The sequence below is a fragment of the Bifidobacterium breve DSM 20213 = JCM 1192 genome, assembly GCF_001025175.1.
In the GTDB taxonomy this organism is placed as follows: Bacteria; Actinomycetota; Actinomycetes; order Actinomycetales; family Bifidobacteriaceae; genus Bifidobacterium; species Bifidobacterium breve.
In genome coordinates this window covers 1,174,707-1,190,543 of sequence record NZ_AP012324.1, presented here as the reverse complement: position 1 = coordinate 1,190,543, position 15,837 = coordinate 1,174,707, and the positions used below count along the sequence as shown (strand labels likewise).

Annotated in this window: 19 protein-coding genes; 14 read left to right on the top strand and 5 right to left on the bottom strand. The window is 58.7% G+C overall.

The features are described from left to right. Nucleotides 1-285: 285 nt before the first annotated feature. On the bottom strand, nt 286-1,686 hold the full coding sequence (locus tag BBBR_RS05055; protein ID WP_003829397.1) for an amino acid permease: 1,401 nt from the start codon (nt 1,684-1,686) through the stop codon (nt 286-288). Between the two features lie 132 nt (nt 1,687-1,818). Here BBBR_RS05055 and BBBR_RS05050 point away from each other — a divergent pair, with 132 nt between their 5' ends. Continuing rightward, the gene (locus tag BBBR_RS05050) at nt 1,819-2,673 is read left to right on the top strand and encodes a deoxyribonuclease IV (protein ID WP_025262986.1); all 855 of its coding nucleotides are present in this window, start codon (nt 1,819-1,821) and stop codon (nt 2,671-2,673) included. Between the two features lie 129 nt (nt 2,674-2,802). Here BBBR_RS05050 and BBBR_RS05045 read toward each other — a convergent pair whose 3' ends face one another. Continuing rightward, nucleotides 2,803-3,495: an SOS response-associated peptidase gene (locus BBBR_RS05045; RefSeq protein WP_003829395.1), complete on the bottom strand. Its 693-nt coding sequence runs from the start codon at nt 3,493-3,495 to the stop codon at nt 2,803-2,805. A 200-nt stretch (nt 3,496-3,695) separates the two neighbouring features. Between BBBR_RS05045 and BBBR_RS05040 the strand changes: the two genes are divergently transcribed. From BBBR_RS05040 to BBBR_RS04980, 13 genes are all read left to right on the top strand, one after another. Continuing rightward, nucleotides 3,696-5,783 carry a bifunctional indole-3-glycerol phosphate synthase/tryptophan synthase subunit beta gene (locus tag BBBR_RS05040; RefSeq protein WP_003829394.1) on the top strand — a complete coding sequence of 696 codons (2,088 nt, stop codon included), beginning with the start codon at nt 3,696-3,698 and terminating at the stop codon, nt 5,781-5,783. A gap of 22 nt (nt 5,784-5,805) precedes the next feature. Beyond that, nucleotides 5,806-6,675: a tryptophan synthase subunit alpha gene (trpA, locus tag BBBR_RS05035; RefSeq protein ID WP_007054259.1), complete on the top strand. Its 870-nt coding sequence runs from the start codon at nt 5,806-5,808 to the stop codon at nt 6,673-6,675. 234 nt (nt 6,676-6,909) lie between these two features. Beyond that, nucleotides 6,910-7,866, top strand: coding sequence for a prolipoprotein diacylglyceryl transferase (gene lgt, locus BBBR_RS05030; RefSeq protein ID WP_003829391.1), 957 nt, complete (start codon nt 6,910-6,912; stop codon nt 7,864-7,866). Nucleotides 7,867-7,941: 75 nt separating this feature from the next. Then, nucleotides 7,942-8,610 (top strand): ribulose-phosphate 3-epimerase, encoded by a 669-nt coding sequence (gene rpe / locus BBBR_RS05025; RefSeq protein ID WP_003829390.1) that lies wholly within the window; start codon nt 7,942-7,944, stop codon nt 8,608-8,610. Nucleotides 8,611-8,659: 49 nt separating this feature from the next. Further along, nucleotides 8,660-8,923, top strand: coding sequence for a phosphoribosyl-ATP diphosphatase (locus BBBR_RS05020; RefSeq protein ID WP_003829389.1), 264 nt, complete (start codon nt 8,660-8,662; stop codon nt 8,921-8,923). Nucleotides 8,924-9,048: 125 nt separating this feature from the next. After that, nucleotides 9,049-9,900 (top strand): ATP phosphoribosyltransferase, encoded by an 852-nt coding sequence (hisG, locus tag BBBR_RS05015; RefSeq protein WP_003829388.1) that lies wholly within the window; start codon nt 9,049-9,051, stop codon nt 9,898-9,900. Between the two features lie 22 nt (nt 9,901-9,922). Then, entirely contained in the window at nt 9,923-10,540 is a 618-nt protein-coding gene (locus BBBR_RS05010) for a CDP-alcohol phosphatidyltransferase family protein (protein WP_003829387.1), read from the top strand. Further along, complete coding sequence (locus BBBR_RS05005; RefSeq protein WP_025299835.1) at nt 10,530-11,507, top strand: DUF881 domain-containing protein; 978 nt, start codon at nt 10,530-10,532, stop codon at nt 11,505-11,507. The genes BBBR_RS05010 and BBBR_RS05005 overlap by 11 nt, the downstream gene beginning before the upstream one ends. After that, nucleotides 11,507-11,839, top strand: coding sequence for a small basic family protein (locus BBBR_RS05000; RefSeq protein WP_003829384.1), 333 nt, complete (start codon nt 11,507-11,509; stop codon nt 11,837-11,839). The genes BBBR_RS05005 and BBBR_RS05000 overlap by 1 nt, the downstream gene beginning before the upstream one ends. Before the next feature lies 1 nt (nt 11,840). Continuing rightward, entirely contained in the window at nt 11,841-12,662 is an 822-nt protein-coding gene (locus BBBR_RS04995; protein ID WP_015438816.1) for a DUF881 domain-containing protein, read from the top strand. A 6-nt stretch (nt 12,663-12,668) separates the two neighbouring features. Next, nucleotides 12,669-13,112, top strand: coding sequence for an FHA domain-containing protein (locus tag BBBR_RS04990; RefSeq protein ID WP_003829382.1), 444 nt, complete (start codon nt 12,669-12,671; stop codon nt 13,110-13,112). Between the two features lie 78 nt (nt 13,113-13,190). Continuing rightward, nucleotides 13,191-13,823 (top strand): MerR family transcriptional regulator, encoded by a 633-nt coding sequence (locus BBBR_RS04985; RefSeq protein ID WP_003829381.1) that lies wholly within the window; start codon nt 13,191-13,193, stop codon nt 13,821-13,823. Nucleotides 13,824-13,939: 116 nt separating this feature from the next. Beyond that, nucleotides 13,940-14,347, top strand: a complete 408-nt coding sequence (locus BBBR_RS04980; RefSeq protein WP_003829380.1) for a hypothetical protein — start codon at nt 13,940-13,942, stop codon at nt 14,345-14,347. A 50-nt stretch (nt 14,348-14,397) separates the two neighbouring features. On the opposite strand, the gene BBBR_RS04975 is transcribed toward BBBR_RS04980, so the two are convergent. From BBBR_RS04975 to BBBR_RS04965, 3 genes are all read right to left on the bottom strand, one after another. Beyond that, nucleotides 14,398-14,622, bottom strand: a complete 225-nt coding sequence (locus BBBR_RS04975; protein WP_003829379.1) for a hypothetical protein — start codon at nt 14,620-14,622, stop codon at nt 14,398-14,400. A gap of 23 nt (nt 14,623-14,645) precedes the next feature. Beyond that, entirely contained in the window at nt 14,646-15,365 is a 720-nt protein-coding gene (locus tag BBBR_RS04970; RefSeq protein ID WP_015438812.1) for an HAD family hydrolase, read from the bottom strand. Nucleotides 15,366-15,473: 108 nt separating this feature from the next. Further along, nucleotides 15,474-15,821 carry an RNA polymerase-binding protein RbpA gene (locus BBBR_RS04965; RefSeq protein WP_003829377.1) on the bottom strand — a complete coding sequence of 116 codons (348 nt, stop codon included), beginning with the start codon at nt 15,819-15,821 and terminating at the stop codon, nt 15,474-15,476. Between the last annotated feature and the right edge of the window lie 16 nt (nt 15,822-15,837).

The following is a 15,837-nucleotide window of genomic DNA, read 5'->3' as shown; positions in this document are numbered from 1 at the left end:
CAAAAAACAAACTCCGATTATTGTACCAGTTCGAGCACGGAACCAGGCACGTCACTGGGCGCAACATAATCGGCTATCAATGGTTTCTCGGCTTCGAGGGGCTGATTTCGTCCGGTGGGGACATCTACTTGGCTTTCGAGGGGCTGTTCAAACGCCAAACCGCGAGTATAAACGGCTTTGTGGCAACGACATGACGCCATTGTGGAGCCTTGTCTACTTGGGCATCAGCCCCTTGAAACGGAGATAGATCTCCGGTAAGCGCCAAATCAGCCCCTCGAAACCGAGCTAGGCGTTATTTTCGCGTTTACGCTGCCGTTCGAGGGCGTAATAGGCCGCGTAGCAGCAGGCAACGAACGGAATCATGCAATACAGGGTCGAACGCTGCGTCTCATCGAGCACCACGAGCACCAGCGCGCCGATGCACATCACGATGGCCAGCCACGGCAGCACCGGGAAACCGGGAGCGCGATAGCCGAGTTCGTCGGCGCTGTGCCCGTCCCGCGTCCATTCACGCCTAAACCGGATATGGCACACGCACACGGAGAACCACACCACCAGCGTCGCCAAGCCGGATACGGCGACCAACACCAGATACACAGTCGAAGCGGCGATCACGGAAGACAGCAGCGCCAGCAGCGAACCCGCCATGCTGAACAGTACGGCCCACACCGGCACGCCGCGGAAATTCGTCTTGGCGAAGCGCGCCGGGATCAGCCGCTCCTTGGCCAGCGACCACACCATGCGCGAGCACACGTACAGGCCGGAGTTCGCGGCGGAAAGCACAGCCGTCAGCACCACGAAGTTCATGATGTCGCCGGCGAACGGCATACCGATCGACTGGAACACCAGCACGAACGGGCTCGTGTCCACGCCGGCCTGATGCCAGGGGATCAAGGCCGCCATCACCAGAATCGAGCCGATGAAGAAAATTGCCAGACGCAGCACCGTGGTGTGCACGGCTTTGGGAATCGCGCGCGATGGATTTTTGGTTTCGCCGGCCGCCACGCCCACCACTTCGGTGCCGGAGAACGCGAACACCACGGTCAGCAAAGTCGAGAAAATAGGTGCGATGCCGCTCGGGAACCAGCCATCGGCCACGAAGTTGCCCAGCAACGGCGCGGAAGCATGGCCGGCAATCGGTATAGAGCCGAAGATTGCCAGCAGGCCGATCACAATGAACGCGATGATGGCGAACACTTTGATTGACGCGAACCAGAACTCCGCCTCACCATATAGCCGCACGGACATGATGTTGAGCGCGAACACCACCGCAATGAACACGGCCGACCACACCCAGGACGGCGAATGAGGAAACCACCGTTGCATCAACAGCCCTGCCGCCGTGAACTCCGAGGCGAGTGCCACCGCCCAGTTCAGCCAATACAGGATGGCGATGGTGAATGCGGTGCCGGGTCCGATGAATCGCTTCGCATACATGTGGAAGCTGCCGGCATACGGCATGGCCACGGACAGCTCGCCCAGCGAGACCATTACACAGTAGACGAGCAAGGAACCGACCGCGTAGGCGAGGATCGCGCCCAAAGGTCCGGCCTGATGAATCGTGTAACCGGAGCTGACGAACAGGCCGGTACCGATTACGCCGCCCAGGGAGATCATCGTCAGGTGGCGCGACTCCATTTTCCGTTCGAGGCCGGTGTCGTCCTTGGGATTGCCGGCTGACGCCATGCTTAAGTCTCCTTCGGTCAGATGGTCGGATGGTCAGAGGGTTGTGCCTCATGTCGGTTGTGCGGGCTGCACTCGATGCTGCCTACCATATGATAGCGGTAGATGAAACGGCTCACGAAAGGCGGAAGTGAAATGACGGGTTTGCTTATCGGATCGCATTTGTCGACGGCTGGCGGCTGGAACGAGCTGCTGAAACGCTCCCATGAGGAGGGCGGCACCGCGTTCGCGTTCTTTCCGCGATCTCCGTATGGCAAACGTTCCAAGGCGCTCGACCTGGCCGGCGCGGCGGTGTTCGGCGCACAGCTCAGGGCCGAAGGCTATGGGCCGTTGGTCGTCCATGCGCCGTACGTCTACAATCTGGCCGGCAAGGATGAGGCCAAGCGCGCATTTGCCATCGAGGCGCTGGCCGAGGATATCAAGCTGCTGACCGCCATCCGCGAGACCGGCCAGGAGGTGTATATCAACATTCATCCCGGCGCGCATGTGGGCCAAGGCGCCGAGACCGGCTGCCGGCTGATTAGCGAGGGACTGAATCAGGTGTTCGAACGTACGACCGGCGTCATGGTGCTGCTGGAGACCATGGCCGGCAAAGGCACGGAATGCGGGCGCAACTTCGAGGAGCTCGCCACGATCATGAACGGCGTGGAGAACAAGGCGAACGTCGGCGTCACATTCGACACCTGCCATGTGCTGGATGCCGGATACGACTTGGTGAACGACTACGACGGTGTGATGCGCCAGTTGGATGAGGTGATCGGCTTGGCCAAGGTCAAGGCGATTCACGTGAACGATTCGCAGTTCGGCCTCGACTCGCATAAGGATCGTCACGCCAATATCGGCGAGGGCCAGCTCGGCATCCCGTTTTTCACGCGACTGGTCAACGACCCGATCATGGCCAAGCTCCCGATGATCCTCGAAACCAAGGAGCAGACGCCCGCCACGCATCGCGACGAGATCGAGTTGTTGCGCGGATTGGTGCAAAAGTAGTCGTAGTCGACCAATGTCGAGCAGAAGAGACCTGTTTTTGACTGAGGGCCATACGAGGTTAGCTATCAGCGGGGCGTTGATTGATCCGTCTTCATATACAGCTGCATAGCCGGTTCCAGCTGCAAGAGCTCAAAACAGACGCATGGGTTCGGTGGAATCCAATGGCTGAATAAGACGTTTGCCATCGCTGTTCAGTGGCGCGACTTCGTGAAATTGCAGACGCCGGGAAAGCATGGTACCCGCTTCCCGCATGGAATCTAACAGTGCGGCTCCGTCAACGGAGCGGTCCAGCCATGAGGCAACCATATTCCGAGGAACCAGCAGGGGCATGCGATCATGCACCTTGACGAACTCGTCCGCGGCAGGACAGGTGATGATGGTTGCGGTCAGCTGCCATGGCGATGCGGGAGACGACCTCCACCATGAGTACAGGCCGGCCAAAGACAATAGTTCATCATGTGGCGCGTGAAAATAGAACGGCCTGCGACCTTTCCATTCGTAGTAGCCGGAAGCGGGGATGATGGCTCGCATGGATTTTGTGGATTCGGCGAACGCCGGCTTGACATGCGCAGACTCCACACGCGCATTATATGTGGGGTAGCTCAGCACTTTGCTGGCGCTCCATCGCGGCACCAGCGACCAATAGGCACCGGTCAGATGACGGCGGCCATCCTTGCCCTGTGCCACCACGCCAATGTTCTGCGTGGGTGCGATGTTGTAGGAAGGCTGTGGCAGAGTGTCAACGCGCACGTCATCCTCGTCTACCGCGAACTGTGAGGCCACGGCATCCCAATCCAAATCAAGCGCGAATCTCCTGCACATGCGCCCAGTCTATGCCATCAATGGAATCAATCCCAGGCCGTATGACCGATATTCATGGCGATTTTCCTTTTTGTTGGCCGCTCTGGTTCCGTAGCGATACGAACCAACGAGGAATAGCCCAGAATGTAGGACGCACAAGGCAATAAGGGCAGGGCGTGACCTAGAGTGACGCATGATCGCATACCAACAAAGGGAGGACCATGTCGGTTTTGGACGAATTGGTGGCGGGCGCACTGGAGGACCAGCAAACCCGCGAGCTCACCGTGTCTCTTGAGGATGTGAAGAAGGCCGCGCTGGCGGCCCCGGCTCCAATCGATGCGACACGATGGCTCAAGCGCGCCGATGGCATCCCGGTGATCGCCGAAATCAAGCGCGCGTCCCCGTCCAAGGGCCACCTCTCCGACATCCCGGACCCGGCCGCGTTGGCCCGCGAGTACGAGAAGGGCGGCGCAAGCGCCATTTCCGTGCTCACCGAAGGCCGCAGATTCCTCGGTAGCCTCGATGATTTCGACAAGGTTCGCGCCGCCGTGCATATTCCGGTGCTGCGCAAGGACTTCATCGTCACCGACTACCAGATCTACGAAGCCCGCGCCCACGGTGCCGATTTGGTGCTGCTCATCGTCGCCGCATTGGACGACGCCCAGCTCAAACATCTGCTGGATTTGGCGCACGAGTTGAGCATGACCGTGCTGGTCGAAACGCACACCCGCGAGGAGATCGAACGCGCATGTCAGGCCGGCGCCAAGGTGATCGGCATCAACGCGCGCAACCTGAAGAACCTCAAGGTGGACGTGAACAAATACAACGAACTCGCGGCCGATCTGCCCGATGACGTCATCAAGGTGGCGGAATCCGGCGTATTCGGCGCGGTCGAGGTCGAAGACTACGCCCGCGCGGGAGCGGACGCGGTACTGGTCGGCGAGGGCGTGGCCACCGCCGACGATCATGAACTTGCAGTGGAACGACTAGTAAAGGCAGGAGCACAAGTGAAAGCATCCGAAACAACCCCGCTCAGCGAACATCAGGGACCGTATTGGGGTCAGTTCGGCGGCCGCTATGTGCCCGAGGCCCTCATCACCGCCCTCGACGAGCTTGAGCGCGTCTACACGCAAGCCAAAGCCGACCCCGAATTCCACAAGGAATTCATGACGCTCCAGCAGCGTTACGTGGGCCGCCCGAGCCCGCTGACCGAAGCCCCGCGCTTCGCCGCACTCGTCAAGGAGAAGACCGGCCTCGACGCCCGTATCTTCCTCAAGCGCGAGGATTTGAACCACACCGGTGCGCACAAGATCAACAACGCGCTCGGACAGGCCTTGCTCGTCAAGCGCATGGGCAAGACACGCGTGATTGCCGAAACCGGTGCCGGCCAGCACGGCGTGGCCACCGCTACCGTGTGCGCCATGCTTGGCCTCAAGTGCCGCATCTACATGGGCCAGATCGACGCCCGCCGCCAGGCCCTGAACGTGGCCCGCATGCGTATGCTCGGCGCCGAAGTGGTCGAGGTGACCCTCGGCGACAAGATTCTGAAGGATGCCATCAACGAGGCCCTGCGTGACTGGGTCACCAACGTCAAGGACACGCACTACCTGCTCGGCACCGTCGCAGGCCCGCACCCGTTCCCGGCCATGGTGCGCGACTTCCAGAAGATCATCGGCGAGGAAGCCAAGCAGCAGCTTCAGGACTGGTACGGCATCGACCATCCGGACGCGATTTGCGCTTGCGTGGGCGGCGGCTCCAACGCCATCGGCGTGATGAACGCCTTCCTGGACGATGACCGCGTGAACCTCTACGGCTACGAAGCCGGCGGCAACGGCCCCGAATCCGGCCAGCACGCCATCCGCTTCGCCCCCGGCACCGGCCAGCTCGGCATGTTCCAGGGTGCCAAGAGCTACCTGCTGGAAACCGACGAAGGCCAGACGCTCGATACCTACTCGATCTCTGCAGGCCTTGACTACGCTTCCGTGGGGCCAGAGCATGCATGGCTCAAGGACATCGGCCGCGTGAACTACAGCTGGGCCACCGATGAGGAGGCCATGAACGCCTTCCGCGACCTAAGCCAGAGCGAGGGCATCATCCCCGCCATCGAAAGCTCGCACGCCGTGGCCGGCGCGTACAAGGCCGCCGCGGATCTGAAGGCCAAGGGCTATAACAAGGCCGTGATGATCGTGAACATCTCCGGCCGGGGCGACAAGGACATGGCCACCGCCGGCAAGTGGTTTGGCTACCTGACCGACGATCAGGCCGCCGCGCTCGATGTGGCCGGCGCCCACGGCGACACCGTCGCCTGACAAGAAGAGGAGATTGTTGATTATGACCAACGAAGCAACCACGCCGTCCGGCCAGCCGCTGGGCATCAGCCACAAGCCCAGCAAGTCGGGCGCTATGTTCACCAAGTTCAAGGCCGAGAACAAGCCCGCCTTCATCGGCTACCTGCCCTATGGCTTCCCCAACCCAGACGTCTCGCTTGACGCCTTCAAAACGATGGTCGAGCACGGCGTCGACGCCGTGGAAATCGGCCTGCCGTACTCCGACCCGGTCATGGACGGCCCGGTCATCCAGGCTGCCGCCTCCATCGCCCTGAACAACGGCGAGACCATCAAGCGCGTGTTCGAGGCCGTCGAAACCGTGGCCAACGCCGGCGGCGTGCCGCTCATCATGAGCTACTGGAACCTCGTGTACCACTACGGCGTCGAGCGCTTCGCCCGCGACTTCGAGAACGCCGGCGGCGCCGGTCTCATCACCCCGGACCTTATCCCGGACGAGGCGGGGGAGTGGATCGAAGCCTCCGACCGCCACGGACTCGACCGCATCTTCCTGGTCTCCCCGGACTCGTCCACCGAGCGCCTCGAAACCGTGGCCCGTAACGCGCGCGGCTTCGTGTACGCGGCCGCCCGCATGGGCGTCACCGGCGAACGCGCCACCATCGACGCCTCGCCCGAACTCCTCGTGGAACGTACCCGTCAGGCCGGTGCCGAGAACGTGTGCGTGGGCATCGGCGTGTCCACCGCCGAACAGGGCGCCAAGGTCGGCTCCTACGCGGACGGCGTCATCGTCGGCTCCGCGCTCGTGCACACCCTGCTCGCGGACGACAACAAGACCGCACGCGACCCGAAGGAAGGCTTGAAGCTGCTCGCCGCCAAGAGCGAGGAACTGGCCGAAGGCATCCACAACGCACGCTAAGACCTGCCGCCCCTAGAATCAGGGCGTATTCGGCACCTGCTTCCGTCATGGATTGCCGCCTGCGCCCTGGTAAAGGGATTATCCGCCATCGAAGCCATCGAGGAAAAGCTTGGACCCTGAGGCTCGACACATATGAAACGAGTACGCTGCCAAAGCGTGAGGCGTTCCTCGAGTCCCGGTTTCCATGCGGTAGTATGGCAGGCGGCATTAGCGAATACGAGTAAGTGAGGCACGATGAATCTGGCCTATATCCCCTCGCCGACCTTCTCTAAATTCCAGGTCGGCCCGTTTACCATCCACATGTATGCAATCTGCATCCTGATTGGCATCTGCGTGGCTGTGTGGATCCTCACCACGCGCTGGAAGCGCTACGGCGGCACCTTCGACCAGATTCTCGACACCACGCTCGTCACCGTGCCCTGCGCTCTGGTGGGCGCACGCCTCTACCACTGCATCACCACGCCGGCCGACTACTTCCCGCCCACCGGCAACCTGATCAACATCCTCAAGGTGTGGGAAGGCGGCATGGCCATCTTCGGCGGTATCTCCGTGGGCACGCTGGTGGCGTTCCTATGGTGCCGCCACAAGCATTACCCGTTCGCGATCTTCGCCGACGCCATCGCCCCCGCGCTGCCCGTGGCCCAGGCCATCGGCCGACTCGGCAACTGGTTCAACCAGGAACTCTACGGGTGGCCCACCACCCTGCCTTGGGGTCTGAAACTCAACGACGCGGACGCCATCGGCAAATCCGAAATCTGCTATTCCGGCGCTGAGTGCCCCGACTACAAAACCACCCTGTTCCACCCCACATTCCTGTATGAGATGATCTGGAACCTCATCGGCGCCGCGATCATCATCTACCTTGGCCATAAGCTCGCCGACCGCCTTAGGGCTGGCCAGCAGTTCGCCATGTACCTGATGTGGTACGGACTGGGCCGCACCTGGGTCGAAAACGTGCGCATCAACTACTCCACAGTGATTCTGGGGTTGCGCACCAACGTCTGGACCGCCATCATCGTCTTCGTGATCGGCTGCATCCTGTTCGTCGTGCTCTACCAGCATGGCCCTGACTCCAAGGTACAGGCCCGGCAACTTGCGGCGGTCACCGCCGACGAACTCGAACGCCAGAGCATCGAAGAAGAACGACTGCGCCAGAAGAAAGCCCAGCGCGGCAATATGCAAAATAAGTAACACTGGAAAGAACAGCGTCCAAACAGCACGAAACACGGGGCTCCAAGTCCCATTGCACAGATAAGGTAGGAAACCATGAGCAATATCGCAATCGCACCCAGCATCCTGTCCGCTGATTTCTGCAACCTCGAACGTGACCTCAAGGCCATCTCCAATGCCGATTTGGTTCACGTCGACGTGATGGATCATCATTTCGTGCCGAACCTGACCCTTGGCGAGCCCATCGTTGGCCGCATCTGCGAGGTCACCGACCTTCCCGTCGACGTGCACCTGATGATCGAGGATCCGGATCGTTGGGCCCCCGAATACGCCAAGCTCGGTGCCGCTTCGGTCTCCTTCCACATGGGTGCCACCCATGCCCCGGTACGTCTGGCACGCCAGCTGCGCGAAATGGGCTGCAAGGCGAGCTTCGCCGTGCGTCCGGCCGAACCGGTCGAGCCGATTTTCGACATCCTCGATGAGTTCGACATGGTGCTCATCATGACCGTGGAGCCCGGCTTCGGCGGCCAGAAGTTCCTCGACAACCAGATGGCCAAGGTTCGCCGTCTACGCGACGAAATCACCCGTCGCGGACTGAAGACCCGCATTCAGGTCGACGGTGGCGTGAGCCCCAAGACCGCGCACATCGTGGCCGCAGCCGGCGCCGACGTGCTCGTGGCCGGTTCCGCCGTATATGGCGCTGAGAACCCCGCCCAGGCCGTCGATGACATCCGTGCCAAGGCCGAGGCCGCGTTTAAGGCCTGAGCCGCAGCGCGCCCATTACCTCAGCAGAAGCAACAAAGAAAAGATAATCATGAAGACGTTTGAATCCCTGTTCGCCGAACTGTCCGAAAAGGCCAAGATCCGTCCCGAAGGCTCCCTGACTGTCGATGAGCTCGACAAGGGCACCCACTTCATCGGCAAGAAGATCATCGAAGAGGCCGGCGAAACCTGGATGGCCGCCGAGTACGAGGGCGCGGATCGCACCGCCGAAGAGATGAGCCAGCTGCTCTACCATGTTCAGGTCATGATGATCAAGCACGGCCTGACCCTCGAGGACGTCTACAAGCACCTGTGATCGCCGTTCCGCGGCCGCAGAACACTGAACCAAGCACAAGGGATTCACGGGCAATTCTGCTGGCAATCCCCGCACAATGCAGTAACCGCAGCGCATCGAACTCCCAACAGGGGAGAGGAGCATTCATGCTGAGAATCGCAGTGCCCAATAAGGGCATGTTGTCAGAACCCGCGTGGAACATGCTGGCCGAGGCCGGCTACCGTCTGCGCACTAATCCTCGTCAGCTCGTCGTCCAGGATGAAGACAACGGCATCGAGCTGTTCTACCTGCGTCCGTTGGATATCGCGGTGTACGTGGGCCGCGGTGCCATTGATGTGGGCATCACCGGACAAGATCTGCTGAAGAATTCCGGTACCGCCGCACTCGAGCACATGCCGCTCGGCTTTGGCTCCTCCACATTCCGCTTCGCTGCTCCGAACGAATCCCCAATCACCACTCTGGAAGACATTCAGGGCAAGCGCGTGGCCACCACCTTCGACAAGCTGGTGCATGAATACCTCGTCGAACACGGTATCGAAGCTGAAACCATCCACCTGGATGGTGCCGTGGAATCCTCCGTGCAGCTGGGCGTGGCCGACCTCATCGCCGACGTGGTCTCCACCGGTACCACGCTGCGCAACGCCGGTCTGCGCGTTTTTTCCGACCCGCTGATGCACTCCGAAGCGTGCCTGATTCGCTCTCCGCGTCTGGACGAGAAGGACTCCCGTCTCGCCGTACTCACCCGCCGTCTGCAAGGCGTGCTGACCGCACACCAGTACGTGCTTATGGATTACGACATCCCCGTAAGCAAGGTGTCTGCAGCCGTGGCCGTGACCCCCGGTTTTGAGAGCCCCACTATCTCCCCGCTGCACGACAAGCAGTGGAACGCCGTGCGCGTCATGGTGCCCAAGGCCAAGGTCAACCAGCTGATGGACGATTTGTACGAAGTCGGTGCTCGAGGCATCATCGTCACCGCATTGCAAGCCTCTCGCATGTAAACCATGTAGACTATTTGTCGATATGACAGACCACAAACTCAGCAGCAGATACAGTCCAGAGGCGCGTGACCTGTATTTCACTGTGCCGAATCTGATCAGCGCGTTGAGAATCATCTCGATTCCATTCATCTCCGCGCTGATCTCTCGGCATGAGATGATTGCGGCGTTGGCGCTTATCGCCATCTCCTCCGCTTCTGACGGACTCGATGGCATCATCGCGCGCAGATTCAACCAAGTCAGCAAAATCGGGCAGATTCTTGACCCGGTAGCCGATCGCCTGTTGATTTTTTGCTCGATTCTGGCTCTCGGCATCGCCGGCGTCATCCCCTGGTGGATGCTGATCATTGTGGGTTTGCGCGACTTGTGGATGGCAATTCAGGTGCTGTGGCTTGCCCAATATGGATATGGTCCGTTGCCGGTGCATTTCGTGGGCAAAGCGGGCACCGCATTATTGATGATTTCCATCGTCAGCCTGATTTTCGCTGATCTTGGCACCAACGCCTTCTTCCACCTGCTCTATCTTGCCGCGCTTGCCGCAGGGATTTGGGGCATTGCCATGTACTGGTTGGCCGGATATATCTACACCAAGCAAGGTGTGAGCTTGTTGCGCAAGGAATTGGGGGAGCGGCATGGAGCCTGATTCCACAGCGCCGGTCTCATTCCCCGTACCAGAAGAGAATGAGCCAGTACGCCGTCGTGCCATTTTTTCCCGTGCATTTCGGTCTGTGAAATCCCACCATGCGTTGTCTCCCAATGATGCCACGGCCGTTCGCGGACGCCGTCGCCGTAAAACCAACGATGATTCCCTGCAACTCATCGACGATCTCGTGAACCGTCCGATGGATCCCATGTTCTCCGATTCGAGACTGGTCCATGAGCAGCGATCTGTATTTTCCATCTGGTTCAATCGCATTATCGTTTTCCTGATTTGCGTCGGTGTCGGGTTTGCGGGGTGCCTGTTCGTCCAGCAGCTGCAGTCCGATCCGCGCAAACAGGTGCGTCAGACGTTGGCCGACCAACTCGAAAACCGCAATGCGCAAATCGAACAGCTCACCAAAGATGTGAATGCAGTCAAGGCCCAAGTTGACGAGCAGTCGAAGAAGGTCTCCGGAAAGGTCAAAAGCGACACGCTGATTCAGGATGAATTGGTCACCGGTGCCGTGGCCGTCACCGGTGAAGGCATCACCATGACATTGGCCGATCCTATTGCGGCGAGCCAGTCCGACCAATCCACCTCCACCAGAGTGGGTACCACCAGCAAGATTCGCGTCGTCACGGATCTTGATTTGCAGCAGCTGGTATCGCTGATGTTCCAAAATGGAGCCGAAGCCATCTCCATCAACGGCAATAGGCTCGGTGCACAGACCTCCATCCGTAAGGCGGGTGGACATATTCTCATTGGCGTGAATGCCATCGAAAGCCCGTACACCATTGAAGCCATCGGAGACAAGAACACGTTGGCCGAAGCTATGGGATCAAAGAATCTGGCAAGCCTGTACGATTCCTTCAAACAAGCAGGTATTTATCCGCAGGTAAACAAGTCCAATTCGATTACACTTGAGGCAGCAGTGGCTGGCGAAACCCAATACGCAGAGAGGAACGAATAATGGCAGCCGTCCTAGGTCTGATTATCGGCGTGGTAATCGGTGTGTTTGTCAAGCCGGACATTCCGGTCGTCTTGCAACCCTATCTGCCGATTATGGTGGTGGCCGCCATCGACGCACTGCTGGGCGCTGCACGCGCGTACTTTGAACGAAGCTTCTCTGACCGTGTATTCGTCATATCGTTCCTGGCCAACGTGCTGACGGCAACTTTGCTGGTGTTCCTCGGCAATCAGCTTGGCGTCGGCTCGCAGCTGCAGACCGCCGTCATTGTAGTGCTCGGCATCCGTATCTTCTCCAACGTGTCCGCCATTCGCCGGTTCATCTTCCGAGGCTGATATGGTACGAAGGGCTAAATCAAACAACATGCTGGACAAAATGCATGACCAGCATGCCCAAGATAAGGCGAACGACCGCATGGAAACTGGTTCGTTCCCCACTATACGCAAAAAGCCGCGTAAGAACCTGAACCGGAATTCCGATCGTTCCCGACTGATATCGTCGATCTTCATCATGCTGATGTGCGCATTGCTGGGCTTTGCCTACATGAGTCAGATCAACAACACCAAATCCACCTATGAAACGATGGATGAGAACGAGCTGGTTCGTCTGCTCAACGAGTCGAACACGCAGATATCCAACCTCGAGCAGCGCAAAACCCAGCTGACCAGCCAGCTGAACTCGTTGAAGTCGGCTGCCAACGAGCAGGAACAGGCGCGTAAGATCGCCAAGCAGAACGAGGAAACCAGTGGTCTGATTTCCGGCCGGCTCCCAGCCAAGGGCAAGGGTATTACGGTTACGGTCAGCCGCGGTTCGACATCCAGAATCGACGCTTCGATCATGTTCAACCTCATCGAGGAGCTGCGCAATGCCGGCGCCGAAGTCATTGCCATCAACGAGGTTCGCGTTGTCACATCGACCTATATTCAAGATGCTGACGAAGGGCTGATTTCCGATGGCACGGCCATCAAACCTCCGTATGTGGTCAAGGCCATCGGCAATCCGCAGGAGCTTTCCAACGCAGTTGACATCGCCGGGGGAGTGGGCGCCCAGCTGCAGGTCAAGTATGGAGCTAATGTTAATGTCGAAGCCTCCGATAACGTCATTATTGATGAAGTGCGTGAAGCTACGCAAAATAAGTATGCAAAGACGGTAGAATAGGAAGCTATGACTGATCCGATTCCTAGCGCAGGCGAAACCACCATCATTGGATTGCCTGCTATTAACGTATTGCCCGTTACCGCAACCGGCGACCGTCCTCTGACTCAGGAGGATTTGGACACCATTACACGCCTGTCCGAGGGGACGGCGTTGCTTATCTCGACCAGGGGAGCGGTGTCTGGTTCGCGGTATCTGCTTGATGAGGATGAAATCACTGTTGGTCGCGATCCCCGAGCGGATATTCTGCTGGACGATTCCACCGTATCCCGGCAGCACGCCGTGTTCCGCCGGGTCAATGGCCAGTATTCCGTTATCGATGCCGGAAGCCTCAATGGCACTTATGTGAACCGTCAGCGCGTTGATCAGGCGGTGCTTAAAAACGGCGATGAAATCATGATTGGCAAGTTCCGTCTGGTGTTCTTCACGAAATCTGCCTTTGTCTCCCAATAACCGACACATTATGTGGGGTTACACTTGGTGAAGAATTGCAATCGTGTGATTACACCAGTGTGAGTTAGGGGAGCCGAGATGAGCCGGACCGAGCTGCATCTTCATATTCCGCTTGATGAGCGTGAAGATCTCAATGATGGCGCTATCCAGGGGGAGTTGTTCGCCAACGCCGATTCCGAGGAAATCAAGCGTGGATATCGCGGTACCGTGGCATCCAAGGTTGCGGGCATCACGTATCGTCAGCTCGATTACTGGGCACGCAAGCAGATTGTCGAACCGTCCATCACGCCATCGCACGGATCCGGTTCCCGTCGTTTGTATTCGTTCAAGGACGTGGTGATTCTGGCCGTCTCCAAGAAGCTGCTGGATGCCGGCGTGAATCTGCAGAACGTGACTGCAGCCATCGGCTTCCTTACCCAGCACACCACCGATCAGCTGGCCAACGTGACCATCATGTGCGACGGCCAGAACGTGCACGAATGCACGACCAGCGAGCAGATGCTTGAGCTGCTGCAAAGCGGCAAGGCCGTGTTCGCCGTGTCGGTCGGCTCACTGTGGCATCAGATTGAAACCGCTCTGGAGGATGAGGATTACGTCGATCTTGATGACAAGCCGATGACGGTTTCCATGAATCGTCCGATTGACGAATTGACCGCCATGCGTATGCGCAAGAAGCTTGAGGCGCAGCGTCTACAGCGTGAGGCCGCTTGATTTCGCAGCAGGTTTGTATGATGGCGACTTGCCGGGTTTCCGGCAGGTCGTTTTTTCATTATGGGCGTGCAATGATCGAGTAATCTTGCAGAACACAGTGCTGAAGGATTGATGCAATGGGTATAGTCATTGGGTTCCTGCCAATCGTGCTCTGGCTCGTCGCCGTCATTATGGCCGTCGTCATTATCACGTTCACGATAGGTCGAGGCCACATATTCACGCCGCGGGCAAAGCGTCCGGCGACTGAGCCGGTTGACTGGTCCATGGTCAAAATGCATTTTCTGTCGTTTGTAATGGCGCTGATACCGTTTCCTATCTTCGTTTTTCTCGCGGATTCCATGGATGTGCGTCTGAGAGATTTCTGCGACGCAGCGCAGTTGCCCGCAGCTGTCATCGTATTCGTTCTGGTGTTGCTGGAGAACGTCGCCATGTATTTCCAGGCGCGCAACGCTTCGGAGACTGCAATGGATCGGCGTATTGGTGCCTCTGTACGTAAGAACGACGATGACACTGGAATCCGATAATGTACGTTATGTCAGATTAGTTATCCTTGACGAGGATTCAGTCGCCTGTATCAACTAGTCCACGCATACCAGGCCGACAGCCAAAGGAGCACCGGAGCGACCACCGCAATTGCAAGAATCGCCGTGCCTTTCAGCCAATCCTTGTCATTTCGTTTCCAGTGGAATGCTCGCCAAATGAACCATATCAGCATGGGAATCTCATACAGCGACAGCAACGGCAAACCGATGAAAACCATGTCGAAGGCCGCGGCGCAGGCTTCATCGCATCCCATCATGAAGAAGTCCTCGCCGTTGTGTTTCAGTGCGTTTGAAAATAACGGTTTACGGCTTCTTCGATCTGCTCGGGCTTCTCGATGATCTCGTAAACGCCGTGTTCTTCCATCTCGCCGGCCGGGGCGTAACCCCAACGGCAGCCGATGGTGTCCAGCCCGCAGGCGTGTGCGCCATCGATGTCGGTGTAGCGATCGCCGATCATCACGGCCTTATCCCCTGCCGAAGCATCAAAACCGATTTTGTCAAAGCAATAACGGATGACCTGATCCTTATCCAAGCGAGAGTTGTCCTTGGAAGCGCCATAAATGCCATCCAGCAATTCGGTCAGATGGAAATGCTCACAGATCGGAACGCATTGGTACTCGGGCTTGCAGCTGGCCAACGCCAGATAATAGCCGTCGGCACGCAGCTTGAGCAGCTGTTCGCGGATACCGGGAAACACGACGTTCACCAAGCGGCCGGGAACTTTGTTGCCGGGCTCGTTCGGATCATCGAACACGGCGCGATCCGCATAGTAGCTGCGGTAGATGATGACCGCCCGGTCAAGCTCCTCCTCCGGCACATGGTTGCGTCGCAGCGATTCGATGATGGCCGGACCAATGAAACGATGCAGCTCGGCATCGTCGGGAACCGGGCGACCCAATTCCTCGAACGTCTTGATGACGGATGCGATGATGCCGCCGTCGGACTTGGTAAGCGTGCCGTCGAGGTCCAGCAGGACCACGTTCCTCGGATGCTGTGCCATATGAGGTCCACTCCCCTGTTTCACTATGGTGTTCATGTTCGCAAGATTGCTTCAGCAATGATTATGCCCAGTCGGTTTGACTGGGCATCAAGTTCACGTGTTGTTGGCTCACTCGTAATCGGGAATCCAACCGTCGCGGTGCATCTGCAGACGCTTCTCGAGCAGCGTGGCGAGCTCCTCCTCGCTACGACGCTCCAGCAGCATGTCCCAGTGCGTACGGGTCGGCTTGGTGATCTCATCGGCCTCACGGTCGTCATCGCCTTCGCGATGGGCCACGGAACCGCAGCGGCATTCCCACTCGTCAGGAATCTCGGCACCTTCCGCAAACGGCAGAATAGTGCGGTGACCCTTAGGGCACACATACGCCACATCGTTTCGCGCGGCGAAATCCACGTTGTCATCGGACTCCAGCGATTTCGCGCCGATGCTCATGCCCCTGAGGCTACGTTCTGCCATATTGGCATCCTCCTTG